This window comes from Asticcacaulis endophyticus (assembly GCF_014652575.1).
GTDB lineage: Bacteria > Pseudomonadota > Alphaproteobacteria > Caulobacterales > Caulobacteraceae > Asticcacaulis > Asticcacaulis endophyticus.
On sequence record NZ_BMZB01000003.1, the window covers coordinates 200,085 to 226,126 of the forward strand.

Genomic DNA, 26,042 nt, shown 5'->3' on the forward strand with positions numbered 1-26,042 from the left:
CGCAAAAAATAACGGTAATTTAATACCATTGTTAAAAATGCTAATAAAAACAATGTAGTGTGTCTGTTTTAGTAAAAATTATGTATTGACCTGTCACGACCAATCATGTATCTCCCGCCCACTTCATTCTTATGGGAATGCATTCTGTAAGAAATCTAAGGAATTTGACCATGTTGAAATCGACCACCGCGCCGCTTAAGCCGGCCGATGTCGAGAAGAAGTGGGTCGTGATCGACGCTCAGGACGCCGTAGTCGGCCGTCTGGCTTCGTTCATTGCTATGCGTCTTCGCGGCAAGCACCTGCCTACCTACACGCCTCACGTTGATTCCGGTGACTATGTCATCATCATCAATGCCGAGAAGGTTCACTATACTGGTAAGAAGCTGACGGACAAGGTGTTCCATTGGCACACCGGTCACCCTGGTGGCGTCAAGACCCGCACCATGGGCCAAATCCTGGGCGGCAAGTATCCTGAGCGCGTTCTGATGAAGGCCGTTGAGCGTATGCTGCCAAAGGAATCGCCGCTGGCGCGCGCCCAACTGACGCACCTGCGTATCTATGCCGGTTCGGAACACTCCCACGAAGCTCAACAGCCGGAAGTCATCGACTTCAAGGCCATGAGCCGCAAGAACGTACGGAGCTTCTAAGAATGTCCGAAACTCAAGGTTTGGAAGCTTTGGCTTCCCTGTCGTCCAACCCTGTCGTGGCTCCGGTCGAGCGCGTTCAGCAACTGGATAAGTTCGGTCGCGCCTATGCTACCGGCAAGCGTAAGAACGCCATCGCCCGCGTCTGGATCAAGCCCGGCTCCGGCAAGTGGGTCATCAATGGCCGCGAACAGGAAGTGTATTTTGCACGTCCGGTTCTGCGCATGATGATTGCTCAGCCGCTGAACCTGACCGAGCGCGCGACCCAGTTCGACGTGTTTGTCACGGTTCAAGGCTCTGGCCTGTCCGGGCAAGCCGGTGCCATCCGTCACGGCCTGTCGAAAGCTCTGACCTATTTTGAGCCAGCTCTGCGTCCGACGCTTAAGGCAGCTGGCTTCCTGACCCGCGACTCGCGCGTTGTTGAGCGTAAGAAGTACGGCCGCGCGAAAGCCCGTCGTTCCTTCCAGTTCTCGAAGCGTTAATATCCACATTCGTGGTTGTTATCAAAAAGCGCTTCGGTTTATCCGGAGCGCTTTTTTTTATTGATTTTATAGATTTCAGGATTTGTTTTAATGACGCATAAGGTTTTCATTGACGGCGATGTCGGCACGACCGGACTTCTGATCCGTAAGCGTCTTGAACTGCGTCCGGAAATAGAACTGATCCGGCTGGATGAGACTGTACGCAAGGATGCTTCGGCCCGTAAAGAGGCCATCAATGCGGTGGATGCCGTGATCCTGTGCCTGCCTGACGATGCGGCGCGTGAAGCGGTCAGCTTGGTCGAAAATCCGGATGTAAAAATCATTGACGCTTCGACCGCACACCGTGTCCACGAAGACTGGGCGTACGGCTTTGCCGAAATGGCACCGGGGCAGCGTGATGAAATCCGGGCGTCTAAACGCATTTCCAACCCCGGCTGTTACGCAACGGGCTTTATCGCGCTGATGCGGCCCCTAGTCGATGCCGGTGTTATCCCGCCGTTCTGGCCATCGACGGTCAATGCGGTTTCCGGTTATTCCGGCGGCGGTAAGTCCATGATTGCTGAGTTCGAAGACGGCGGCACCGAAGATAACTACCGCATCTATGCGACCGGCCTCAACCACAAGCACCTGCCGGAAATGACCGTATTTTCAGGGCTGGAATCGCCGCCGGTATTTACCCCCGCTGTTGGACGCTTTGCGCAAGGCATGATCGTCGAAATTCCATTGCAATTGTGGGCGCTGCCGGATGAGCCTGAGCTGTCACGGCTGCATGAGATTTTTGCCGCGCACTATGCGGGTGAAGCCTTCGTCAAGGTGGCGTCGCTTGAGGAGTCGAATGCCACCAAGGCGCTGGATGCTGAGTTACTCAAAGATACGAATAACCTACTTATCCATGTCTTTGGTGACGAAGATGGTCAGCAGGCGCGTCTGGTGGCCGTTCTGGATAATCTGGGTAAGGGCGCATCAGGGGCTGCGGTTCAGAACCTTAATTTGGCCTTGAATCTCGACGAAACATTAGGCCTGATTTAAAGAAAGCACCCCTTATGGGCCCCTTAACGATCACGGCGATTTTTATCATCATCTGGTGGACGGCGTTTTTCGTCGTCCTGCCTCTGGGAAACCAAAGTCACCGCGAGGCAGGAATTGAGACGACCGATGGCGGTGACCCCGGCGCGCCGGTAGAGCCTAATCTCAAGAAAAAATTACTGACCACGACCTATATTGCTGCGGGGATTTGGGTGCTGGTTATGATCATCATCCAGTTCGGCCTGATACCTTTGCCGGAATTTCCGGGGTAAAGCGCATTCCAAAAAGTGTAACGCGGTTTTTGGATTAAATGCGCGTCAACAAATAATCCACGTTAAGGCGTTGATTTTCGCCTGCGAACCCCGCTAATTGTCACGCACAATCAAAACCAGACTTAACGGATACTGCTCATGCGCCTGTCGCGCTATTTCCTGCCCATCCTCAAAGAAAATCCTTCCGAAGCCCAGATCGTATCGCATCGCCTGATGTTGCGCACCGGCATGATCCGCCAGGAGGCTGCCGGTATCTATGCATGGCTGCCGTTGGGCTTGAGGGTCTTGAAAAAGATCGAAAAGATTGTTCATGAGGAAATGCAAAAAGCCGGTGCCATTGAGGTTCTGATGCCGACTCTGCAACTGGCGGATCTTTGGCGTGAATCTGGCCGGTATGAAGACTATGGTCAGGAAATGCTGCGCATTAAGGACCGCCATGAGCGTGAGTTGCTGTACGGGCCGACCAATGAGGAAATGATTACTGAAATTTTCCGTGCCTATGTCCGGTCGTACAAAAGTCTGCCGCTTAACCTTTATCACATTCAATGGAAGTTCCGCGATGAGCAACGCCCGCGCTTTGGCGTGATGCGCGGCCGTGAATTCCTGATGAAGGATGCCTATAGCTTCGATATCGATGAAGCGGCGGCGCGTAAGGCTTATAACCGTATGTTTGTGGCCTATCTCAACACCTTTTCACGTCTGGGCCTTAAGGCCGTGCCGATGCGTGCCGATACTGGCCCGATCGGCGGTGACTTGAGCCACGAGTTTATCATTCTGGCCGACACTGGCGAAAGTGCCGTCTTCTGCCATAAGGATCTGGTCGATATGTCCGCCCCCGGTGACAATGTCGATTGGGATGATCTGCAGGCCATCGTTGATGAGCGCACAGCCCTTTATGCAGCTACCGAAGAGATGCACGATGAAGCGGCCTTTGGCGCCGTACCAGCGGACAAACAACTGTCAGCCCGCGGAATTGAAGTCGGCCACATCTTCAACTTCGGCAAGAAATATTCTGAGCCGATGAATGCCGCCGTTAATGGCCCGGACGGGACGCAAACCCATGTCCATATGGGCTCTTACGGTGTTGGTGTGTCGCGTCTGATTGGCGGTATTATCGAGGCCAGCCATGATGATGCCGGTATCATCTGGCCGGAATCGGTCGCACCTTTTGATGTCGCCCTGATCAACCTGCGGGTAGGGGACGCCGCCTGCGATGCCGCCTGTGAAAAGGCCTATGCGGCTTTGGAGGCCGCCGGTAAGTCGGTACTTTATGATGATACCGATGACCGTCCCGGTGCGAAATTCGCGTCGATGGATCTGATCGGTATTCCTTGGCAACTGATCATTGGGCCCAAAGGACTGGCTGAGGGTAAGGTCGAAATCAAGCACCGCAAGACGGGTGAGCGCCACACCGCAGAATTTGATGCCGTCCTAGATCAACTGACAAAGGCTTAACCCATATGTCAGAAGTGCTGCCAAAGCCGAAGAAAACCCTGGGCTTTTCCCTCTGGGAACTGGATCTGGCGTTTCGTTATCTGCGGGCTAAACGCAAAGATGGCGGGGTGGCGCTGATTTCGATCATCAGCTTTGTAGGCGTTATGCTGTCGGTGGCGGTTCTGATCATCGTCATGGCCGTCATGAATGGCTTTCGCGATGAAATGATGTCGCGGTTGCTGGCCTTCAACGGTCACGCCTATGTCGGCGGCATGGCGATTAACGATTTTGGTCATCGCGATGATATGGTTAAGCGTCTTGAAGCCGTACCGGGTGTGACGCAGGTCTCGCCGTTCGTGCAGTCTCCGGGCATGGCTCAGAATGTTCAGGGCGTGGCCGGTCTGGCCTATATCCGCGGGGTCGATGCGAAAACCCTAAAAGAGACGCCCATTGTTGTGGAAAATATCACCGAAGGTTCCATCAAGGATTTCGGTGTTGGCGACTATGGCGGTGACAATATCCTGATCGGTGACGGCATGGCGCGCGATATGGGCGTCGGACCGGGAGATGAGCTTTCCCTTTTGACGCCGGGGACATCCACGGCGTTTGGCGCCATTCCTCGCCGTAAAACTTATACGGTCGCAGGCGTTTTTAAGGTAGGTGTCAGCGAGCTTGATGCGTCCTTTGTCTATATGCCGATCGAACAGGCCCAGCTTTTCTTCGACAGAGAAGGGGAGTGGGACGCGCTTGAACTCAAAGTCACAGACCCATATCAGATCCAGTCCATACGCCCTCAGATTGTTGGTGCTGCGGGGCAGGGCGGGATCGTTCAGGACTGGACGGAGCGCAATGCGTCATTGTGGGGGGCGCTTCAGGTCGAGCGTAACGTCATGCGCTTGATCCTAAGTCTGATCGTTGCAATTGCCGCTATGAACATTATTTCCGGCCTTGTCATGCTGGTCAAAAACAAGGGCAAAGACATAGCGATCTTACGCACCGTTGGCGCCGACAGGTCTTCGATTATGAAAATATTCTTCTTGTCAGGTGCCACTCTGGGCGCGGGCGGGACCATAGCGGGTGTTATGCTGGGCGTCATTTTCTGTATCTTTATCCGTCCCATACAGCAGTTTGTTGAGTTCGTAACTCAAACCAAAGTCTTCAACCCGGACGTCTATTACCTGTCATATATTCCGGCCAAAATTGAGCCTACCGAAGTGGCGTTTGTTGTGTTCTGGTCTTTGTTGGCAGCATGTTTGTCGACCTTGCCGCCAGCGATACGGGCAGCCCGTTTAGAGCCTGTAGAGGCGCTGCGTTATGAGTAATAAAACTGTTGTCATGTCGCTGCGGGGCCTGAACCGCACTTATAATGTTGCCGAGGGCGCACAACTTGAAGTGCTTAAAGGTGTCGATCTTGACCTCTATGCCGGTGAAGTGGTTGGTCTTGTTGGGCCGTCCGGTTCAGGGAAATCTTCGCTACTGCATTGTGTCGGCTTGCTGGAAACTTCGGAAGAAGCGCAACTAATCATTGATGGTGAAGACCTTACGCGTGCCAATGATAAGCTGCGCACGCGGGCGCGGCTGACTAAAATCGGCTTTGTGTACCAGTTCCACCATCTGCTGCCTGAGTTTACGGCTTTGGGTAATGTGGCGCTGCCTCAGAGAGTTTTGGGACGTTCCGTGCGTGAGGCTGAGGCGCGCGCCAAGGCTTTGCTTGAGCAGGTAGGATTGGGCGAGCGCCTGAACCATCAACCCGCACAACTCTCCGGTGGTGAGCAGCAGCGGGTGGCGATTGCGCGGGCTTTGGTCAACAGTCCCAGATTGCTATTGGCCGATGAACCCACAGGTAACCTTGATCCGGATACCTCCAAGCAAGTCTTTGAGGCGCTGAAGCAAACAGTTCGTCACCAGCAGGTCGCAGCACTGATTGCGACCCACAATCTGGAACTTGCCAGACATATGGACCGGGTTGTGACCATTCAGAACGGAAAGCTCACGGAATTGTCCACGAGCGCTGTTTGATTTAATTATTTAAAATCAATGCATTGTTATTTTTGTTCTTGTTATGTGCATAATTTATTTGCACTTGGAACAAATGGGGAATATAGAACAAAGCAAGAATTTAACGGAGTGCGAAAATGGTTTCGACATTACATAATTTGCTGTCCTTTGCATCAGTCGCTGGCTTTGTGTGGGTTGTTTGCCAATTGTCTATGCTGGTAGGGTGAATCGGGTAATCTCACCTTAAGCAACCTCTGGCGGAGACGAATATGAGCGAGACCGGATTTGTTCATCTGAGGGTTCGTTCGGCCTACTCCCTGCTTGAAGGAGCCATTAAGGCCTATGACATGGGTAAGTTGGCGCAAAATCTTTCGATGCCGGCGATTGCGATTGCCGATCGCTGTAATCTGTACGGTGCGCTAGAATTTTCCCAAACCTGTAAGGACGTCGGGGTGCAGCCAATTGTTGGTTGCGCTTTACCGGTCAAAGGTATTGGCGGCGGTTTGACCGAGAAGTGGGCGCGTATTCCTACGGTTGTTCTGCTGGCTCAGGATGAGCGGGGTTATCTCAATCTGTGTCATTTATCTTCGATTGCCTATGTCGAGTCAGATGGCATCGAAGAGCCTCATGTTACATGGGATCACATTGCCGCCCATAACCAAGGACTGATACTTTTATCTGGCGGACCTGATGGCCCTGTCGATCCATTATTCAGGCAAAATAAACCCGATGAAGCGTGCGTCGCTCTTAAGGCTATGCATGAGATTTTCGGTGACCGATTTTATATTGAGTTACAGCGGCATGATACTGGTTATGGTATGGGCGGTGTTGAGCGCGGCATGGCTGAGGCTGGGCTTGTTGAATACGCTTATGGTCACGACATTCCGTTGGTGGCGACTAATGATGCCTATTTTGGCAGCGCAGATCTCTACAAGGCTCACGAAGCCTTATTGTGCATCTCTGATAGCACCTTCATGGGGGTATCTGACAGGCGTAAGGTAACAAAAGATCATTGGTTGCGTCCCGCAAGTGAAATGCGTGAGGTGTTTAAAGACCTGCCAGAAGCATGTGATAACACGCTTGAGATTGCCAAGAGATGCGCATTTCTGGTGGCTAAACGTGATCCTATCCTGCCAAGATTTGACACCGGTGATGGCCGCAATGAGGCTGAGGAACTAGCGTTTCAGGCACGGGAAGGGCTTAAAATGCGCCTTCAGGAAGTTAAGCCAGCTTACCCTGAGCAGGACTACTGGGATCGTTTGGAGCGTGAGATTGGCGTTATCCAGAATATGGGTTTCCCTGGATATTTCCTTATCGTTTCGGACTTTATTAAGTGGGGCAAGACGCACGGCGTGCCGGTCGGGCCGGGCCGGGGGTCGGGGGCTGGTTCGCTTGTGGCTTGGGCACTGACCATTACCGATCTTGATCCTCTGCGGTTTGGATTGCTTTTTGAGCGCTTCCTTAATCCTGAACGCGTTTCAATGCCCGATTTCGATATCGATTTTTGTCAGGAGCGACGCGAAGAAGTCATCACCTATGTTCAGAATAAGTACGGTCGTGATCGTGTGGCGCAGATCATTACTTTCGGTACGTTGCAGGCACGAGCTGTTTTGCGTGACGTTGGGCGGGTCATGCAGTTGCCATTAGGGCAGGTCGATCGCCTTGCTAAGATGATCCCCGCTAACCCGGCCAACCCTGTGACTCTGGCTCAGGCGCTTGATGTTGAGCCTCGGTTGCGGCAAGCCGCCAAGGATGAAGAACCGGTCAAAAAGCTGTTGGATACAGCCCTAAGACTAGAAGGATTATATCGTAACGCATCGACCCACGCGGCCGGGATCGTTATTGGCGATCGCCCTTTAACGGAATTGGTGCCGCTTTATCGAGATCCGCGTTCAGATATTCCGGCGACCCAGTTCAATATGAAATGGGTGGAAAGTGCTGGCCTTGTTAAGTTCGACTTTCTGGGGCTGAAAACCCTGACCGTACTTGATCGCGCGATGAAGTATTTGCGTAAACGGGGCGTGGAGATTAATTTCTCGACCCTGCCCCTGGATGATGGCCCGACCTATGAACTTCTGGCGTCAGGCCAATCTATCGGTGTGTTCCAGCTTGAAAGTCAGGGCATGCGTGACACCCTGCGCAAGATGCGCTGCGGTTCGATTGAAGAAATTACCGCTCTGATTTCACTCTATCGGCCCGGGCCAATGGACAATATCGATACCTATGTTGATCGTAAGTTCGGTCGTGCTGAAATCGACATGCTGCATCCCAGCCTTGAGCCGGTGCTGAAAGAAACCTACGGAGTTATCATCTATCAAGAACAGGTGATGCAGATCGCCCAGATTTTGTCCGGCTACAGTCTGGGCGAAGCCGATCTTTTGCGCCGGGCTATGGGTAAGAAGAAAAAAGAAGAAATGGACTTGCAAAAAGCAAGATTTATTTCTGGTGCGAGTGAAAAGGGTGTTGACCCAAGGCAGTCGGACTCAATTTTTGAACTTGTGAACAAATTTGCGGGCTACGGCTTTAACAAATCGCACGCGGCCGCCTATGCCTTTATTTCGTATCAGACCGGTTATCTAAAGGCCAATCATCCGGTCGAGTTTTTTGCGGCAACGCTTAGCCTTGATATCGCCAACACCGATAAGCTGGCCGTATTTTATCAAGATGCGCGTCGTTTCGGCGTGAAGATTTGCCCGCCGGATATTAATCGATCTATGGCAGATTTCGATGTCGAAAATGGCGAAGTGTTGTACGCGTTGGGAGCCATCCGAAATGTTGGCTTTGAAGCTATGCAGACCGTGGTTCAGGTGCGTCAAGAGGGCGGCAAGTTCAAAGATTTGTTCGATTTTCTTGAACGCATCGATCCGAAAGCCGTCAACAAACGTGCGATTGAAAATCTCGCGAAAGCTGGCGCCTTTGATTCAATCCACCCTAACCGTACCCAAATCGTGCAGGCTGCGGATATTTTGATGGCTTATGCCCAAAGTGTGGCAGCGGAACGGGCATCTTCTCAGGTTACTTTGTTTGGTGCCACAGAGGCGGCGCGTCCACGTCTGCCAAAAGTTGCGAGCAATTCCGGCCCGGATAGTCTGGATGATGAATTGGCGGCGGTTGGATTTTATCTGTCTGGCCATCCTTTGGGCGATATGCTGGATGTTTTCAAACGTCGGAGCGTCACGCTTTATGCTGAGGCTGTGGGGCTAGCATCGGAAGGGCAGGAAGCCTTTCGCATGGCGGGGGTTGTGCGCCGACGCCAGGAGCGCGCTTCGGCACAATCGGGTGAAAAATTTGCCTTTGTGACCTTGTCTGACCCGACTGGGGAATATGAGGTGATGTTTCAGCCTGAAGCCCTGCGACGTTGCCGTGAAGTGCTCGACCCTGGCAAGTCAATAGTTGTGAAGGTTCGCTGTAAGGGCGGCCGTGAAGGCGAAATGCGCATGTTCGGAGATGAAGCAGCGCTCATGGCTGACACGCTCAAAATGGATGATATCGGCCTGCGATTACATGTCTCGTCGCGAGGATTGGATATTGTTACTCTTAAAGAGTTTCTGGATAAATCTAAGGCGCAATCCGGAGGGGAAATCAGCCTTTTGACGGAATTGGGCTCTGACCGGGAAGTCGAAATCAAATTGCCGGATCGTTACCGGCTTGATGGCCATCTGCGCGGGGCCTTGAAATCGATGGCGGGCGTTTTATATTACGAAGACATTTAAGCACGATTATTCAGCTCTGGCTAAACGGTTTTCCCAATGGCTTTCTGGATTTTGCTTGATTTTTGCTAAAATTGTGCCTAGTTGCCCCCATCTCGCACGCAAACGCGCGGCGCAGTGACATTCGTTACTCGTCGCTAACCGAGGTTCCTCCATTCGGAGAACTGAACTGTTTGCGGAGGTTTATCGGAAGAAGGAATAAATTTATGGCTATGCCTGAACTGTCTATGCGCCTGCTGCTGGAAGCTGGCGCGCACTTTGGTCACCAGACTCACCGCTGGAACCCGAAGATGGAGCGTTACCTGTTCGGTTCGCGCTCGAACATCCACATTATCGACCTGTCGCAGAGCCTGCCTCTGTTCCATCAGGCGCTGCTTAAGGCGCGTGAAGTCGCCGCCAGCGGTGGCCGCGTTCTTTTCGTTGGCACCAAGCGTCAGGCTTCCGGCCCGGTAGCGGTTGCGGCTAAGCGGTCGGCTCAGTATTATGTCAATCACCGTTGGTTAGGTGGCACGCTGACGAACTGGCGCACCATTTCCGGTTCGATCGCCCGTCTGCGCGAACTGGAAGGCGTTCTGGATGGTAACCCGGTTGGTCGTTCCAAGAAGGAACTTCTGACGCTCACCCGTGAGCGTGAAAAGCTTGAACTGTCTCTGGGCGGCATCAAGGACATGGGCGGTATCCCCGACCTGATGTTCGTGATCGATACCAATAAGGAATCGATCGCCATTCAGGAAGCGCGTAAGCTGAATATTCCTGTGATTGGCATCCTCGACTCCAACTCCGATCCTGACGGTATCACCTATCCGGTTCCGGGCAATGACGATGCGGCGCGCGCGCTGCAGCTCTATTGCGACCTGATCGCTGATGCGGTTCTGGATGGTCTGGCCGCTGGTCAAGTGGCGTCTGGTGTTGATCTGGGCGCTTCTGAAGCTCCGGTCGAACCGGCTCTGGCGGCTGAGGCCGACGCAGCTACCGAGGCCTAAATTCCTTCAGGATCAATCGAGCCTGAAGGCGCCTGATTGATCCTGACTTAAGATTTCACAACGGAGTCTGAGTCCTGTCAGGCTCCGTTGTCGTTAAATGGCAACACCCGTGAGCTAAGGTTAGCTCATACGGTTTAACTTTTTAAATTTATGGAGGATTCCATGGTGGAAATTACAGCCTCTCTCGTGAAGGAACTGCGCGAAAAATCCGGCTCCGGCATGATGGATTGCAAAAAGGCCCTGTCTGAGAACGGTGGCGACATCGAAGCATCCATGGACTGGCTGCGTACCAAGGGCCTGTCCAAGGCGGCCAAGAAGTCTGACCGCGTGGCGGCAGAAGGTCTGGTGGTCGTGGCTTCGGACGGTAAGACGGCGGCTGCGGTCGAAGTTAACTCTGAGACCGATTTCGTGGCCCGTAACGAACTGTTCCAGGCTCTGGCGCGCAATGCCGGTAAAGCTGCCCTGTCGACGGATAGCGTCGAAGACGTGCAGTCGGCGGTTAATGACGAAATCACCAACTTGATCGCCAATATCGGTGAAAACATGATGGTGCGTCGTCTGGCCAAGCATTCGGTTTCCGAAGGCGTTGTCGCCAGCTACATCCACAACTCGATTGCGCCGGATCTCGGTCGCATCGCGGTTCTGGTTGCGGTTGAATCGGCAGGTGATCCGGCAGCACTCAACGATATGGGCCGCAAAATTGCCATGCATATCGCCGCTACTCAGCCTATCTCGCTGTCGACGGACGATATCGATCCGGCGGCGGTTGAGCGTGAAAAGGCGATTTTCACCGAGCAAGCGCTGGAATCGGGCAAGCCCGCAGGCGTGGTAGAGAAAATGGTCGAAGGCCGCATCCGCAAGTTCTTTGAAGAAGTCGTGCTGCTGAAGCAATCCTTCGTCATGAACCCGGATCAAACCATCGAGCAGTTCGTTGCGGAAACCGCTAAGTCGCTCGGCACTGATGTGAAGGTTACCGCCTTTACGCGTCTGGCTCTGGGTGAAGGCGTTGAGAAAAAGACCGAAGACTTCGCGGCTGAAGTCGCCTCAATGATGGGTGGTCAGGCTTAAGCCTAATCCACATTTTTGATGAGAATAAGGGCGCGGCACGTAATAGTGTTCGCGCCCTTTGTCTTTTCAAATGGGTAATAACCGGCTAGAGCAGAGAGCGAAAATCCAAATCCCGATTAGACCATTGATTCCCCGGAGATACCGATATGACCGAACCTGCTGTGGCAACGGCTGACCTTCGTTATAAACGCATCCTCCTCAAGGTCTCCGGTGAAGTCCTCATGGGCGAGCAGGGTTTCGGGATCGATATGAACACCGTTAAGGCGGTGGCCGAAGAGATCGCCGAAGTGGCGCAGATGGGCGTCGAACTTTGTCTGGTAATCGGCGGCGGCAACATCTTCCGCGGGCTGTCGAAGGCTGCTGTTGGGATGGAGCGCTCCAGCGCTGATTATATGGGTATGCTGGCCACCGTCATGAACGCTCTGGCCATGCAGAATGCCCTTGAGCAACTAGGGGTCGATACCCGTGTGCAATCGGCCATTCAAATGGATTCTGTGTGCGAGCCCTTCATTCGTCGCCGTGCCGAGCGGCACCTTGAAAAAGGCCGTGTGGTGATTTTTGCGGCCGGCACAGGCGCGCCTTATTTTACGACCGATACAGCGGCAGCGTTGCGGGCGGCGGAAATGAATTGCGACGCGCTATTTAAAGGCACTTCGGTTGACGGCGTTTATACGGCTGATCCGAAAAAAGATCCTGCCGCACGGCGTTATGATACGTTGAGCTATCATGAGGTTCTGGCTAAAGACCTCAAGGTCATGGATGCGTCTGCCGTCAGCATGATGCGCGACAACAGCATTCCTATCGTTGTATTCTCCATCCGATCAGACGGGGCACTGCGCGATGTGGTTCACGGGCGCGGCACCTATACGGTCATTTCAGAATAATCATCTAAAATAACGAGACATATCATGAGCAAACCCGAACTGGCTAAGTATAAGGACCGCATGGATAAGTCGGTAACGTCGCTGAAAGAAGATTTCGGCGGTTTGCGTACCGGTCGCGCATCGTCTTCTCTTCTTGAAGGGATTGTCGTTGACGCCTATGGATCGACCATGCCGATTACGTCATGTGCCGCAATCAGCGTGCCTGAACCACGCATGATTAGCGTCAATGTCTGGGATAAGGGCCTTGTGATATCTGTCGAAAAGGCTATCCGCAATTCGGGCCTGGGGCTGAATCCGGTCACGGATGGTACGACCCTGCGCGTGCCGATCCCCCCTTTGACCGAAGAGCGCCGCAAGGATCTGGTCAAGATTGCCGGTAAATATGCTGAGGAAAAGCGCGTGGCTGTGCGCAATATTCGCCGTGATGCCAATGATGACATCAAGAAGGCGGAAAAAGACTCCCATATTTCCGAAGACGAACAAAAGAAAATGATCACTGAGATCCAGAGCTTCACCGATGCTGCCATTAAGCGCATCGATGAGCAGCTAAAGATCAAGGAAGCCGAAATTATGCAGGTCTAAGCGGGCGCGGTTCAGCCGCACCTATGGCGGATCACGGTTTATGGTGATATCAAACATGCGGCTTTAATAGCAGGCGCAATATTCAGGGCCGCGGAACTCGGCTGATAACCCAGGGAAACGTATATGCCCGCTGGCGTAACGACACAGGTATCCGACACGCGGGAGGCTGATAAAGCGCCGGTTTCACCGCTGCATGTGGCGATTATCATGGATGGTAATGGACGCTGGGCCAAGGCGCGCGGGCAGATGCGGACCATGGGCCATAAGGCCGGTGTTAATGCTCTGCGCCGCACCATTCGGGCCGCCGGTGATCTTGGCGTCACCCATATGACGGTGTTTGCATTCTCGACCGAAAACTGGCGCAGGCCCGCGGCTGAAGTCAGTGATTTGATGGGGCTTTTGCGGACGTTCATTGAATCCGATCTGGCTAAACTGTCTAAAGAAGGTGTGTGCGTCCGCATCATCGGCCAGCAGGATGGTCTGCCCAAAGATATCGTGGAATGTGTGCGTAAGGCGCATGATGATACCCGCAACAATTCGCGCTTTTTCCTTCAGGTGGCGCTGAACTACGGTGCACAGGCCGATGTGGTGGATGCCGCCAAGCGCTTTGCGGCCAAGGTCAAATCCGGTGATGCGCAGGTTGATGATCTGACGCCGGAGGTTTTTGGCGGGTTGTTATCGACGCATGATTTGCCCCCGCTTGATTTGATGATCCGCACATCGGGTGAGCACCGGCTGTCAAACTTTCTGCTGTGGGAAGCGGCCTATGCGGAATTTGTATTTCAGGATGTTCTGTGGCCCGACTATGATCGGGTTCACCTTGAGGACGCGCTACGTATTTTCAAGGAGCGTGACCGGCGCTTTGGCGCGGTAGAGGCAGGACATGTCTCCGCCTAAATCCACAGGGTCGTCCATTCGGGAACTGAGTATTCGCATCGCTTCCGCCATCGTTCTGGTGCCGGTTGTACTTTATATTGTGCATCTGGGTGATTGGGCGTTTTTGGTTCTGGTTAGTGTCGGGGTGGCCTTACTCAGTATTGAGTGGGGTGCTATGGCAGCGCCCAAAACGCCGACACGTATGGCCGTTGCGGTCTGTTTGCCGGCATTGGCAGGTATATTTGCTGAGGCGCTGAATAAGCCGTACGATCCATTCCATCCGCTTGTATCCGTGGCCCTTTTGCTTTTTGGAGCAGCCTGTTCGGCCGCCTATATCCGTCGTTTAGGCGGGCCGTGGCGGGATGCGGCCTATGGTGCCTGTTACATTGGCTGGCCCGCGTTTGTTTTGATTTGGCTGCGTCAGACCGGCAATGGCTTTGAATGGGTGCTGTTTGCCTTCCTGATCGCCTGGACGGCGGACAGCGCCGCATATCTGGTCGGTCGGGCTGTCGGGGGGCCTAAGCTTTGGCGCAAGTATTCGCCGAATAAGACCTGGGCAGGGTTTGCGGGCGGCATGATGGCAGGGATGCTGGCCGCAGGGACGCTGTCGGATCTTACGGGGCTTTTTAAATCCAGCACATCGGCGCAGATCGTAGGGCTCCTGACGGCTTTGGCCACTATGGCGGGCGATCTGTGGGAATCGATGCTGAAGCGACGCTACGGCGTCAAGGATTCGGGTTCGCTCATTCCGGGGCATGGTGGTCTGCTTGATCGGGTGGACGGTCTGATGTTTGCGATTGTCGCTATTGGTGGTATTCGTCTTCTGGTCATGCTGGGAACCGTGCTCTGATGCTAAATGCGCTGCCAAAGTCCGTCACGGTTTTGGGATCTACCGGGTCCATAGGTGTGTCGACTCTGGCGCTGATCGAAGAATTAAACGCGCTTGAGCCTAAGTACCGCATCGATGTTCTGTGTGGTGGTAAGAATATTGAGCTTTTGGCGCAACAGGCGCGCAAATTTCGCCCCGGCTTAACGGTCATTGCAGACACTGAATCGTGGGACGCTTTTCAGGGCCTGATGGAGGGTTCCGGCCTTGAGATTGCCTGTGGCGACGCTGCGGTGATTGAGGCGGCGGCCCGTCCGGTAGACTGGGTGATGGCCGCGATAGTCGGTATTGCGGGCCTTGAGCCGGTTTGGGCGGCATCGGGAACCGGTGCTACTGTAGCCCTTGCCAACAAAGAAGCTCTGGTGTGTTGCGGTCCGGCCTTACTGGCGCGTGCGAAAGCGGCAGGCGGGTGTATTTTGCCCGTTGATTCTGAGCACAACGCCATTTTCCAAGTCCTTGATGGCACCCAAAAGGATATGGTCAATCGCCTTGTGTTGACGGCATCCGGTGGGCCTTTCAGAGGCTACAGCCGCGATCAGTTAAGCCGGGTAACCGTAGAGCAGGCTCTAAAGCACCCGAACTGGTCGATGGGCGCTAAGATCACGATCGACAGCGCCAGTCTGGCTAACAAAGGCCTTGAATTCATTGAAGCGGCCTATTTGTTTGATATGCCTGCCGATCAGATTGATGCGGTGATCCATCCGCAGTCGGTCATCCATTCGATGGTGGAATATAAGGATGGCTCCAGTCTGGCTCAGATGGGGCCGGCGGATATGCGGGTGCCGATTTCCTACTGCCTGAACTGGCCGCGCCGCACAGCCTGGCAGGCACCGGGTTTTGATCTCAAAACCATTGGGTCTTTGACGTTTGAAGCGCCTGACGAAGACGCTTTTCCGATGTTAAGGCTGGCTCGTGAAGCTCTTAAGGCCGGGGGTGACATGCCGGTCGTCTTTAACGCGGCCAATGAGGTTTGCGTTGCCGCCTTTTTGCAGAAACGCCTCGCCTTTACGCAAATCGCCGAAAATGTCGAAGCTGCCATGATGCGGGCCCAATTGCCTTCTAAAGCGATTAATGACACAAGTCAGGATGTCGGGACTATTCTTGAGCTTGATGCTCGCATTCGCGCTCTGGTGGGCGGCTTTTGTGATCGTTCAGCCTCAAGCGTTCCAAAGCTTCGCGCCTAAACCAGAGAGATACGCGCTACATGCATGCTATTGTCACCATCTTGCAATTTCTGATTCTGATTAGTGTCATTGTGACGATTCATGAACTGGGTCATTTCAGCGTCGCGCGGTTGTTCAAGACTAAGATTGAGCGTTTTTCAGTAGGTTTCGGACACAAGCTTTTGGTGCGTACCGATAAAAACGGGGTTGAATGGTGCCTGAGCGCCATTCCTTTGGGCGGATATGTGAAATTTGCCGGTGATGAGCATGTGTCCTCTATGTCGCCGGATGCCAAGGAACTCGATGCTGCGCGCACCGCCATTGTCGCCAAAGAAGGCGAGGGGGCGGAAAAAGCTTATTTCCATTTCAAGCCGGTCTGGCAGCGGATGCTAATCGTCGCTGCGGGGCCTTTTGCCAATTTCGTTCTGGCGATTGTGCTGTTTGCGGGCGTACTGATGTTTATCGGCAAAGGGCAAACGCCCGCAAGTGTCGTTAGCGTTGAGCCAAACTCTCCGGCGGCAGCGGCGGGCTTTAAACCCGGTGACCTCATCACAGAAATCGATGGTCGCGATGTCGAAAATCATCAGGATGCCCTCACCCTCATCATGATGCGGGCGGATAGTACGATCGACATTACCGTACTGCGTGACGGCGCATCGGTTGTTCTGAAAGCAACGCCTGCGCGTAAAGAACGTGAAGTTGGCTCAGGGGGGCATCGCATCAAGGCCGGTCGTTTAGGTATTGAGATGGGCGGCGATATGCGCTGGCAGCGGTTTGCGCCGCACACGGCGCTTGTCGAAGGGGCCAAAATGACCTGGCAAGTGCTTGATACGAATGTGACCTATATTGGCCGCATTTTCGCGGGAAAAGAAAATGGTGACCAGCTAAGCGGTATTATTGGTATGACTAAGGCCACCGGAGATATTACTTCTGAAACCATGAAAGTGAAGGCACCTTTAGAAGAGAGGCTGCTTTTAGTTGCTTTAAACATGATCACTATGGCCGCGGTCATTTCGGTGGGCATTGGCTTCCTTAATCTGCTGCCGGTGCCGGTGCTGGATGGTGGTCACCTCTTGTTTTATACCTATGAGGCGGTTATGCAAAAGCCGCTAAATTCGGCCATACAGGGCTATGGCTACAGACTGGGACTTGTAACCTTGCTGGGTTTGATGTTGTTCGCGACTTGGAACGATCTAAATCATACAGGGGTAGTGAAATTCTTTGGGGGACTGTTTTCGTAATTAACAACTCTGCAAATACCGAAGTGCCGGTGGCTGCGATTGTTTATGGTTAGCGAAACACGGACCGCCGTCCGAACATAAAAATGATACAGAACATATGACTAAGGGCCTCAACGTGCATACTTCTTCACGAAAGCTTCAATCGGGCGTCAGCGTTCTGGCGTTTCTAAGCCTAGGGCTTCTGACCACTCCGGCCATGGCGCAAACGGCGCCTGTTGATCCGGTGCAGACCCAGCCAGCGGTGGCACCACAAGCGGCGATCAATATTGGCCGTATCCGTGTCGAAGGTAATGAGCGCATCGATTCGCAGACGATCATTTCGTATCTGCCGGTGCAGGTGGGCCAGCCAGCAACGCCTCTGGCCATCGACCAATCGGTAAAAACCCTGTTCCGCACAGAACTGTTTTCCGACGTTCAGATCGTCATGAATGGCGCTGAAATGGTGGTCAGCGTTGTCGAAAGCCCGATCATCAACCAAGTGGTTTTTGAAGGCAACAGCGCCCTATCCAAAGACAAGCTGCGCGAAGAAGTGACTATCCGTCCCCGCGGTGTGTTTACCCGTGCCAAGGTTCAGGCCGATGTTCAGCGCATTATTGAACTTTACCGCCGATCTGGCCGGATTTCGGCGACCGTGACTCCAAAGATCGTTGAACTGCCGCAAAAGCGGGTCGATCTGATTTTTGAAATCGATGAAGGCGTCAAGACCGGTGTGTCGAGCATGAACTTTATCGGCAACAAAGCGTTCTCGGACAGCGATCTTTCAAGTGTCGTCGTCACTAAAAAGTCGATCTGGTGGAAGTTCTTCTCATCGAATGACAACTATGATCCGGATCGTATGGATTACGACCGTGAGCAGTTGAGAAAGCATTACACCAACCGCGGGTACTATGATTTCCGCGTGGTATCGTCCGTGGCTGAGCTGTCGCCGGATCGTAAGGACTTTGCGATCACTTATACGCTGGATGAGGGTGAAAAATATAACTTCGGTCGTGTTACGGTCAAAACCGAAAATGACAAACTGAATGCCCAGAATCTGGAACGCGTTATTCCGTTCAAGGGCGGCGATCTCTATGAAAGCGATCTGATCGAAAAGGGCGTCGATAATCTGACCTTTGCGGCCGGTTCCGCAGGTTTTGCGTTTGTGGACATTCGCCCGCGTGACGAGGGCGATCCTCAGAACCGTACCGTCGATGTGACCTATAATGTCCGCGAAGGTGCGCGCGTCTATATCGATAAGATCGATGTGGTCGGCAATGGCCGCACACTCGATCGTGTCGTTCGCCGCGAAATGCTGCTATCCGAAGGCGATGCTTACAATAAGGCCCTGCTTGAGCGCTCTAAGATGTATGTCAACGCGCTTGGGTTCTTCAAAGACGTTGAAATCAAGGAAGTGCCATCGACTACGGCTGACAAGACCAATATCGAAGTGGCGGTCACGGAGCAGCCCACCGGCGAACTGTCGTTTGGGGCAGGCTTCTCGTCTTATGAAAAGTTCATTTTTGACGTGGGTATCACTGAGCGTAACTTCCGCGGTCGTGGCCAGAACGTGCGGGCCCGGATTTCAACGGGCTCTATCCAGAGAAATGTCGACATCAGCTTTACTGAACCGCATTTCTTGAATCGTGATGTGCAGGCCGGTATCGACCTGTTCTCATCGGCGCTCGATTACTCGGAATACACCAGCTATAAGTCCGAAAGTAACGGCTTTGGCCTGCGTCTGGGCTACAGCCTGAATGGCTATAGCCTGCTGCGCCTGCGCTACAACCTGCGTTCGGACGACTTGTCCTACGGCACCACCTCAACCCAGTGTGATGACCTTATCTATAGCTGCGGCACCGGCGTGACATCGAGCGTGGGCTACACCTTGTCGTTCGACCGTCGGAATGACTTTGTGCAGGCGACGCGCGGCTGGCAGGCGATTGCCCGTCAGGATTTTGCGGGCCTGGGCGGTGACGTGAAATATGTTCGCTCTGAACTTGAGGCTCACTGGTATTACGGCTTCCGCAAGGACATGATCCTGCATCTGCAAGGTTTAGCCGGAAATATAACCCCATTTGGCGGTGACGCAGTCCGCATCAATGACCGCTTCTTCAAGGGCGGCACGACGTTCCGCGGCTTTGAAAATGCCGGTATTGGCCCGCGCGATCAAAGCTCAACCTATGCCTTGGGCGGCCAAACCTATGCCATCGGTACGGTCGAACTGGGCATCCCGAACGGTCTGCCTGAGCAGTACGGCCTCAAAACAGCCTTATTCGTGGATTTCGGTACGCTCGGCGGTGTGGATGACCGCCTTAAGATGAGTGGTAGCACCGTGAACACAAATATCGTAGATGATATGTCATTGCGGGCAGCAGCCGGTGTAACCATTCGTTGGAAATCCCCCATGGGGCCGATCCAGTTCGATATTTCACAGGTCCTCTCGCGCGAAGATTACGACAAGACGGAAACTTTCCGTTTCTCGCAGTCGACCCAGTTTTAAACCGTTTATCTCCGGAGGCACATCTCCGGGAAACCAACAAAGCCATGAGTGTTACATCGATGAAAAAATCTCTGCTCGTTCTCGCCAGCGCTGCGGCGCTTATGGCCGGTCAGGTTTCGGCCCAGACGGCACCGGCTGCTGCCCCGGCGCAACCGGCCATGAACCCAGGTCCGGTGATACCGGGCGTCTGCGTCTATTCAGTTGAAGACGCCATTGCCGGCTCTGACATGGGCAAGGCTGCCGGTGAGCGCATGCGCCAGTTGAGCGCTGCGGTTGAGGCTGAAATCAAGCCTGAGCGCACCGCCATTGAAACCGAAGGTAAATCACTGCAGGATCAGGTCAACGCCAAGACCCTGCAAGGTGAGGCCCTGCAAACCAAGGCTCAGGCCTTCCAGGGTAAGGTTCAGGGTTTTGAACAGAAGGTACAATTGCGTGGTCAGGAGCTTCAGGCAACTGAAGCCAAGGCCCAGCGTCAAATCGCCACCGACCTTGAACCCCAACTGCGTGCCGTCTATACGGAAAAGGGCTGCGGTATTCTGGTTGATCGCAACTCGGTTCTGTTCGCCAACCCGGCTATGGATATCACCGGACAGGTCGTGACCAAGCTTAACGCTGTCAAAAAGACCATGACCTTTGATCGTGAGCGCATTACGCCGCAAGCCCGTCCGACGGCAGCCGCCCCGGCACCGACCGCGGCAACCAAAAAGAACTAAATAACAGGACGTCCGTAAACACTCATGCCTGATCTGAGATTTTTTGAGGTCGCGTCAAGTCTCAACTTGGATCAGGTCGTGGCGCTTACACGGGCGAAATATACTGAGACTTCCGTTAAAGGGTGCGGGCCAATAAAGGCCTGCGCCCCTTTATCCGTTGCGGGGCCCGATGAGGCTGCATTTTTCAGTGATAGACGCTATTTGTCTTCGTTGAAAAAAACGCACGCCGGCTTTGTATTCGTGACCGAGGATGACTCCCCGATGGTGCCTGCGGAGGGACTGGCTCTGGTCGTTAAATCACCACAGGCCGCTTGGGCACGACTGGCAAATGCCCTTTATAAGCCTGTTCGTCACGACGGCATGGCCGCAGTACACCCAACAGCACGCATTGAAGACGATGTTTATATCGGCATCGGTGTTGTTATCGGTCAGAATGCAGAAATCGGGTCGGGTACGCGGTTAGAAGCCTATAGCGTTATCGGGCCGGGCTGTACCATTGGCCGCAATTGCCGGATTGGGGCTCACGCCACGGTTTACTGCGCCTTGATTGGAGATCGTGTCCATATCGCCTCCGGGGCTCATATTGGTGAGGCGGGCTTTGGGGTTAGCGGGGATGAGCGGGGGCTGATTGACGTGCCGCAACTTGGCAGGGTTATCTTGCAGGATGACATTAGCGTCGGTTCCGGCACATGTATTGATCGCGGTGCCTATGATGATACGGTGATCGGTGAAGCGACCAAGATCGACAATATGGTTCAGATCGCCCATAATGTTCAGATTGGCCGCCAGTGCATTATTGCGGCTCACGCTGGTATTTCAGGATCGGCGCGCATCGGTGATGGGGCGATGTTTGGCGGCCGTGCCGGATTGATAGACCATATAGCTGTGGGGGCGCGTGCCAAGGTGGCTGCGGGGGCTGTCGTCTATAAAGATGTGCCCGAAGGCGAGATGTGGTCTGGTTTTCCGGCCAAACCCTCGCGTCAGTTCTTGCGCGAAGCTGCCTGGCTGTCTAAACAGGCGGCTCAGAAAGATAAGGGTTAACCACTCAATGACAGAAGAAGCCGCTCAGGCCGTAGCCGAAGTTCAGGCCGTCAATCCCGATCAGGTGGTCGGTGATAGTATTGACTACGCTGAAATTCTCCGGCGCATCCCCCATCGCTATCCGTTTTTGTTGATTGATCGTGGGGAGAACTGGATCAAGAACAAAAGCATGACGGGCATTAAGAATGTCACGTTCAATGAGCCGTTTTTTCCGGGGCATTTTCCTGAAAACCCGGTCATGCCCGGTGTTCTGATCATTGAGGCCATCGGCCAGACCGGCGCAGTTTTGATGTCGAAGTCTCTGGATGCCGATGTCGAAGGCAAAACGATCTTCTTTATGTCGGTGGATGGTGCGCGCTTCAGAAGTCCTGTGCGTCCTGGCGATACGCTTCACATGAAGGTTGAGGTTCTGCGTCATCGTGGCGACGTCTTCAAATTCAAAGGCGAAGCCTACGTCAACGGCAAGGTCGTCTGTGAGTGTGAATTCGCGGCCATGGTCGTCGAAAGCCCAAAATAAATGACTATTCATCCGAGCGCCATTATCCATGACGGTGCCCAAATCGGGGCAGATGTGAAAATTGGCCCCTGGTCTGTCGTGGGGCCCGATGTGATTTTGCGGGATGGCGTAGAGTTGATCTCCCATGCCGTGATTACCGGTCATACTGAAATTGGAGCGGGGACTGTCGTTCATCCCTTCGCGGTTTTAGGCAGTCACCCTCAGCATCTGGCCCATGACAAGAGCGCTATTACCCGCCTGATCGTCGGCGAACGCAATCAGATCCGTGAGCATGTCACCATGCACACGGGGACGGTCAAGGGGGGGGCGGTTACCCGCGTCGGGAATGACTGTTTGTTTATGGTCGGCTCACACGTAGCTCATGACTGCGTGGTCGGGAACAATGTCGTCATGGCCAATAATGCATCGCTAGGTGGGCACGTACAGGTCGGTGATTTTGTGTTCCTGGGCGGGTTATGTGGCGTGCATCAGTTTGCGCGTATCGGGCGCTATAGCTTCGTGGGTGGCGCGGCGATGGTGACCAAGGATGTCATCCCCTATGGCTCGGTCTGGGGGAACCATGCTCGTTTGGAGGGGCTCAATCTGGTGGGTCTTAAGCGCCGTGGTTTTTCACGGGATCTGATTTTGTCGCTGCGTACCGCTTATCGGATGATGTTCGCGGATGAGGGCACACTTCAGGAGCGCCTTGATGATGTGCTCGAAAACTTTTCCGAGGTGGCGCAGATCGTGGAAATCGTGAACTTTATTCGCGAGGATTCCAATCGTCCCATTTGCCTGCCGGCGGAGTAGAGCCGTGACGTCGGGCAAACTGGCGCTAATCGCGGGCGGGGGCGCGGTTCCGGTCGAAGTGGCGCGCTATCTTAAGGCAACCGATCGGCCCTACTGCGTCCTGCGTCTCAAAGAATTTGCGGAACCTGAGCTTACAGATCATCCTGGTTACGATGTCGGACTAGGCGATTTTGGTTTTATTTTCAGCCTGTTGGCGCAGGAAGCCTGCCAAAACATATGTATGGTCGGCTATGTGCGTCGACCTGATTTTGATACGCTTGAACATGATGCCGGGGGGGCTGCCCATTTGCCCGCCATTCAGGCGGCAGGACGGGGTGGTGATGACAGCCTCCTGCGGCAAGTTGCCCATATGTTTGAGTCTAAAGGGTATGTTATTGAAGGGGCGCATGAGGCTAACCCGCAGCTTTTAGTTGGTCACGGGCTGCAGGCTGGGCCTGAACCGTCCGCCAAAGGCCATGACGATATGGTTGAGGCTATTCGTATTGCCAATGTGATCGGGGCTCTGGACATTGGTCAGGCGGCTGTGGTTGCAAATAAAATCACACTGGCCGTTGAGGCTCAGGAGGGGACTGACTTGATGCTTGCACGCATCAGCGGTCTTTCACCGGCCCTGAAAGGCTCGCTTGCGGATCGCAAGGGAGTTTTGGCAAAGGTGGCCAAGCCGATACAGGACTTACGTCTGGATATGCCGACTATTGGTATATCGACGGTGGAGGCGGTGGCGCAAGCTGGTTTATGCGGCATAGTTGGGCAGGTGGGGAAACTGCTGGTCGTTGACAAAACCGCTACCTACGCGACTGCTGACCGATTGGGAGTATTCATCTATGGCTTCGACGACAGCGACAGCCCGCCCCGTTAAAACTATCATGCTGGTCGCGGCCGAGGCGTCGGGTGACGTGCTGGGGGCGGGGCTGATGGCGCAACTCAAAGCCCGTTCGGATGTTGAGTTGCGGTTCGTAGGCGTTGGCGGCGCGCGTATGGCGGCCCTTGGTCTTAAAAGTCCGTTCGATATCGCTCAGTTATCAATTTTAGGCATGGTCGAAGGCTTGAAGGCCTATAAACGCGTGAAGGCGCGTGTAGCGGATACGGTTGCACTGGCCGTCAAAGACAAACCAGATGCCGTTATCCTGATCGATTCGTGGGGGTTCACACTACGGGTCGCTCACGGTATCCGGGCGGTGATGCCAGATGTGGCGTTGATTAAATATGTCGGGCCGCAGGTTTGGGCTACACGCCCTGGGCGTGCGAAAACACTGGCGCGCAGTGTCGACCTTTTGCTAGCGCTGCACCCGATGGACGCCCCTTATTTTGAGCGCGAGGGGTTAAAGACCGTAGTGGTCGGTAACCCGGCACTGAATGTCGATTTCACTAAAGCCGACCCCGATGCCGTTTCCCGGGGCATCGCTCGAAAAGACGGGCAGCAGATGCTGCTGGTTCTGCCGGGCAGCCGCCCCGCCGAAATCAAACGCCTTATGCCGGTATTCAAAGCGACGATTGAACGATTGCTGGTGGAACGTCCTGATCTAAAGGTCGTGTTGCCGGTTGCTGATACGGTCAAAGCTTTGGTGCATGAGGCGATCGGGGACATTAAGGACCGCGTGTATCTGATTGACTCCGAAGCTGAAAAGCTAGGCGCCATGAAGGCAGCAGATCTTGCGTTGGCGTGTTCGGGTACGGTCTCGACGGAACTGGCACTGGCGGGATGTCCGATGATCATTGCTTATAAGGTCGAGCCGTTGACCTATTATATTTTCAAGGCTCTGTCGTCTTTGAAATATGTAACCTTGTTCAACATCGTTGCCGGTAAGGTAATTGCACCTGAATATCTTCAAAAAGACTGCACGGTTGATAATCTGGTCAGGGCGGTACGTGAGCGACTGGATAATCCCCAATTGCGCCGGTCACAGATTGAAGCGCAGTACGCGGCCCTTGATCAGATGGGCCGTGGGCAGCGCCCACCCGCCGAGCTGGCCGCACAGAGCGTTGTCGATTTTCTCAAACTGGCGCGGGCATAACTGCATTAAATCCGTTCCGGAAAATGTTTTTGGGCTATGTGGATCACACCGTCACCGGCCAGGCGACAAAGGTTTTGAAGCCGGTCCATCCCCGGTTTGATAAACGGTAAAACCGCTACATGTCCTGCGGTAATAAGCATAGACCACACTAGCCATGCCCATGGTCTGAGTGAGATGTGCGCGGCCAACACGGGCGTAGCAAGTACCAGAAAAGCCCCGTTTAAGATCAACAGGCTTAGGGTATTCTGACCAATCCATACCAGTAAGACCGATGCGCGGAAGGGTTTTACGGCTTGTGCGAGTAAGATCAGGCTGGCAATGCCCAGAAATGCGGTCACCAGAAACAGGGGTAAAAAGCCTACCTGCCCGGCAACGATATTAACACCAAAGGACGGGTAAGTGCTTTGATTGCAATTTGAAATCGGATCTAAAGGGCATCCCTTATTCAGGGGATGAAGGATGGTAACAAGCCCTATTGTTACCGATGCCGCGACGGCGGCGAGCCGAGGTGTGATTGCTGGTTTTTTAACGCCGCTGAACGCACGCCCCACCAGGAAAAAGAACAGGCCGATACCCCAGGTATTGTCCATGAATATGACTTTAAGGCCATTAGCATCGGCTATAAAAATAGCTGCCAGACCTATGATCATAGAGATTTTTACAATTGCGGAACCACGTAGGTAAATCCACGCCAGACATTGGACGATGGCTAAGGATATCAGGAACCAGGGCACCATTAGTGCGAAATCCTTACCCAATACCAGGGGGCGTACGGCCAGTTTAATGAGGTTCAGAGGGTGAAGCAGGTCTCCGTGCGCGGCGCCTACAAAGGGAACGGCCATAAGATGTGTAATATAGGCAAAAAAGATGAGCGTAAGTGCCTGGGAAGCCGTTTGATAAAAATTCCGCTCATGCAAACGCAGCGCCGCCATGCCTGAAATGAAATAAAAGGCCGGCATATGAAAGGATTGTATAGCCTGAGCGGCTGAAAATGCATGGGGATCAAATCCGCCATCCGGCCGTGCCAGAAAAAAGATCAAAAGGGTATGGCCAAATATAACAAGCAGCATGGCACTGCCGCGCGCGATATCTATGACCGGATCGCGTCCCGCGTCAAATGATGGCTGGGGGGCAAAATTTTTGAGACTAGCCATATGATACCGTTGTTCTGATCCATTTGTTTGACGGACCAAAGCAATTTCGGGGCCACATATTTTTCAGAGCACGAATAAGTCGAAT

24 protein-coding genes are annotated in these 26,042 nt (G+C 53.8%); 23 read left to right on the forward strand and 1 reads right to left on the reverse strand.

Going from position 1 to position 26,042, the window contains the following annotated elements; all coding sequences use genetic code 11:
- Nucleotides 1-170: 170 nt before the first annotated feature.
- The 23 genes from rplM to lpxB all read left to right on the forward strand — a co-directional run bounded on the left by rplM (nucleotide 171) and on the right by lpxB (nucleotide 24,803).
- Nucleotides 171-647, forward strand: a complete 477-nt coding sequence (gene rplM, locus IE102_RS12010; RefSeq protein WP_189486943.1) for a 50S ribosomal protein L13 — start codon at nucleotides 171-173, stop codon at nucleotides 645-647.
- Between the two features lie 2 nt (nucleotides 648-649).
- Nucleotides 650-1,126: a 30S ribosomal protein S9 gene (rpsI, locus tag IE102_RS12015; protein WP_189486945.1), complete on the forward strand. Its 477-nt coding sequence runs from the start codon at nucleotides 650-652 to the stop codon at nucleotides 1,124-1,126.
- A 90-nt stretch (nucleotides 1,127-1,216) separates the two neighbouring features.
- Nucleotides 1,217-2,155, forward strand: coding sequence for an N-acetyl-gamma-glutamyl-phosphate reductase (argC, locus tag IE102_RS12020; protein WP_189486948.1), 939 nt, complete (start codon nucleotides 1,217-1,219; stop codon nucleotides 2,153-2,155).
- Between the two features lie 14 nt (nucleotides 2,156-2,169).
- Nucleotides 2,170-2,424, forward strand: a complete 255-nt coding sequence (locus tag IE102_RS12025; protein WP_189486950.1) for a DUF1467 family protein — start codon at nucleotides 2,170-2,172, stop codon at nucleotides 2,422-2,424.
- 138 nt (nucleotides 2,425-2,562) lie between these two features.
- Nucleotides 2,563-3,879 (forward strand): proline--tRNA ligase, encoded by a 1,317-nt coding sequence (proS, locus tag IE102_RS12030; protein ID WP_189486952.1) that lies wholly within the window; start codon nucleotides 2,563-2,565, stop codon nucleotides 3,877-3,879.
- 5 nt (nucleotides 3,880-3,884) lie between these two features.
- The gene (locus IE102_RS12035) at nucleotides 3,885-5,180 is read left to right on the forward strand and encodes a lipoprotein-releasing ABC transporter permease subunit (protein ID WP_189486954.1); all 1,296 of its coding nucleotides are present in this window, start codon (nucleotides 3,885-3,887) and stop codon (nucleotides 5,178-5,180) included.
- Nucleotides 5,173-5,877 (forward strand): ABC transporter ATP-binding protein, encoded by a 705-nt coding sequence (locus IE102_RS12040; protein ID WP_189486956.1) that lies wholly within the window; start codon nucleotides 5,173-5,175, stop codon nucleotides 5,875-5,877. The genes IE102_RS12035 and IE102_RS12040 overlap by 8 nt, the downstream gene beginning before the upstream one ends.
- A 248-nt stretch (nucleotides 5,878-6,125) precedes the next feature.
- The gene (gene dnaE, locus IE102_RS12045; protein ID WP_189486958.1) at nucleotides 6,126-9,569 is read left to right on the forward strand and encodes a DNA polymerase III subunit alpha; all 3,444 of its coding nucleotides are present in this window, start codon (nucleotides 6,126-6,128) and stop codon (nucleotides 9,567-9,569) included.
- A 203-nt stretch (nucleotides 9,570-9,772) separates the two neighbouring features.
- Nucleotides 9,773-10,549: a 30S ribosomal protein S2 gene (gene rpsB / locus IE102_RS12050; protein ID WP_189486960.1), complete on the forward strand. Its 777-nt coding sequence runs from the start codon at nucleotides 9,773-9,775 to the stop codon at nucleotides 10,547-10,549.
- A gap of 162 nt (nucleotides 10,550-10,711) precedes the next feature.
- Entirely contained in the window at nucleotides 10,712-11,617 is a 906-nt protein-coding gene (tsf, locus tag IE102_RS12055) for a translation elongation factor Ts (RefSeq protein WP_189486962.1), read from the forward strand.
- A gap of 146 nt (nucleotides 11,618-11,763) precedes the next feature.
- Complete coding sequence (gene pyrH, locus IE102_RS12060) at nucleotides 11,764-12,501, forward strand: UMP kinase (RefSeq protein WP_189486964.1); 738 nt, start codon at nucleotides 11,764-11,766, stop codon at nucleotides 12,499-12,501.
- A gap of 24 nt (nucleotides 12,502-12,525) precedes the next feature.
- A complete protein-coding gene (frr, locus tag IE102_RS12065) occupies nucleotides 12,526-13,083 on the forward strand; it encodes a ribosome recycling factor (protein ID WP_189486966.1) in 558 nt (185 codons plus the stop codon).
- Between the two features lie 123 nt (nucleotides 13,084-13,206).
- Nucleotides 13,207-13,980 (forward strand): polyprenyl diphosphate synthase, encoded by a 774-nt coding sequence (gene uppS, locus IE102_RS12070; RefSeq protein ID WP_189486968.1) that lies wholly within the window; start codon nucleotides 13,207-13,209, stop codon nucleotides 13,978-13,980.
- Entirely contained in the window at nucleotides 13,967-14,809 is an 843-nt protein-coding gene (locus IE102_RS12075; protein WP_189486970.1) for a phosphatidate cytidylyltransferase, read from the forward strand. Before uppS ends, IE102_RS12075 begins: the two co-directional genes overlap by 14 nt.
- The gene (gene dxr / locus IE102_RS12080) at nucleotides 14,809-16,029 is read left to right on the forward strand and encodes a 1-deoxy-D-xylulose-5-phosphate reductoisomerase (protein ID WP_189486972.1); all 1,221 of its coding nucleotides are present in this window, start codon (nucleotides 14,809-14,811) and stop codon (nucleotides 16,027-16,029) included. Before IE102_RS12075 ends, dxr begins: the two co-directional genes overlap by 1 nt.
- Before the next feature lie 20 nt (nucleotides 16,030-16,049).
- Nucleotides 16,050-17,249 carry a M50 family metallopeptidase gene (locus IE102_RS12085; protein ID WP_189486974.1) on the forward strand — a complete coding sequence of 400 codons (1,200 nt, stop codon included), beginning with the start codon at nucleotides 16,050-16,052 and terminating at the stop codon, nucleotides 17,247-17,249.
- Nucleotides 17,250-17,346: 97 nt separating this feature from the next.
- Nucleotides 17,347-19,728: an outer membrane protein assembly factor BamA gene (gene bamA, locus IE102_RS12090; protein ID WP_189486976.1), complete on the forward strand. Its 2,382-nt coding sequence runs from the start codon at nucleotides 17,347-17,349 to the stop codon at nucleotides 19,726-19,728.
- 59 nt (nucleotides 19,729-19,787) lie between these two features.
- Entirely contained in the window at nucleotides 19,788-20,441 is a 654-nt protein-coding gene (locus tag IE102_RS12095; protein ID WP_189486989.1) for an OmpH/Skp family outer membrane protein, read from the forward strand.
- Between the two features lie 24 nt (nucleotides 20,442-20,465).
- Nucleotides 20,466-21,482, forward strand: a complete 1,017-nt coding sequence (gene lpxD / locus IE102_RS12100; protein WP_189486991.1) for a UDP-3-O-(3-hydroxymyristoyl)glucosamine N-acyltransferase — start codon at nucleotides 20,466-20,468, stop codon at nucleotides 21,480-21,482.
- Nucleotides 21,483-21,489: 7 nt separating this feature from the next.
- The gene (gene fabZ / locus IE102_RS12105) at nucleotides 21,490-21,999 is read left to right on the forward strand and encodes a 3-hydroxyacyl-ACP dehydratase FabZ (RefSeq protein WP_189486994.1); all 510 of its coding nucleotides are present in this window, start codon (nucleotides 21,490-21,492) and stop codon (nucleotides 21,997-21,999) included.
- The gene (lpxA, locus tag IE102_RS12110) at nucleotides 22,000-22,788 is read left to right on the forward strand and encodes an acyl-ACP--UDP-N-acetylglucosamine O-acyltransferase (RefSeq protein ID WP_189486997.1); all 789 of its coding nucleotides are present in this window, start codon (nucleotides 22,000-22,002) and stop codon (nucleotides 22,786-22,788) included.
- Nucleotides 22,789-22,792: 4 nt separating this feature from the next.
- A complete protein-coding gene (locus IE102_RS12115; RefSeq protein ID WP_189487000.1) occupies nucleotides 22,793-23,647 on the forward strand; it encodes an LpxI family protein in 855 nt (284 codons plus the stop codon).
- On the forward strand, nucleotides 23,613-24,803 hold the full coding sequence (gene lpxB / locus IE102_RS12120; protein WP_229807729.1) for a lipid-A-disaccharide synthase: 1,191 nt from the start codon (nucleotides 23,613-23,615) through the stop codon (nucleotides 24,801-24,803). The genes IE102_RS12115 and lpxB overlap by 35 nt, the downstream gene beginning before the upstream one ends.
- Before the next feature lie 5 nt (nucleotides 24,804-24,808).
- On the opposite strand, the gene IE102_RS12125 is transcribed toward lpxB, so the two are convergent.
- A complete protein-coding gene (locus tag IE102_RS12125; protein ID WP_189487002.1) occupies nucleotides 24,809-25,957 on the reverse strand; it encodes an acyltransferase family protein in 1,149 nt (382 codons plus the stop codon).
- Nucleotides 25,958-26,042 lie beyond the last annotated feature (85 nt).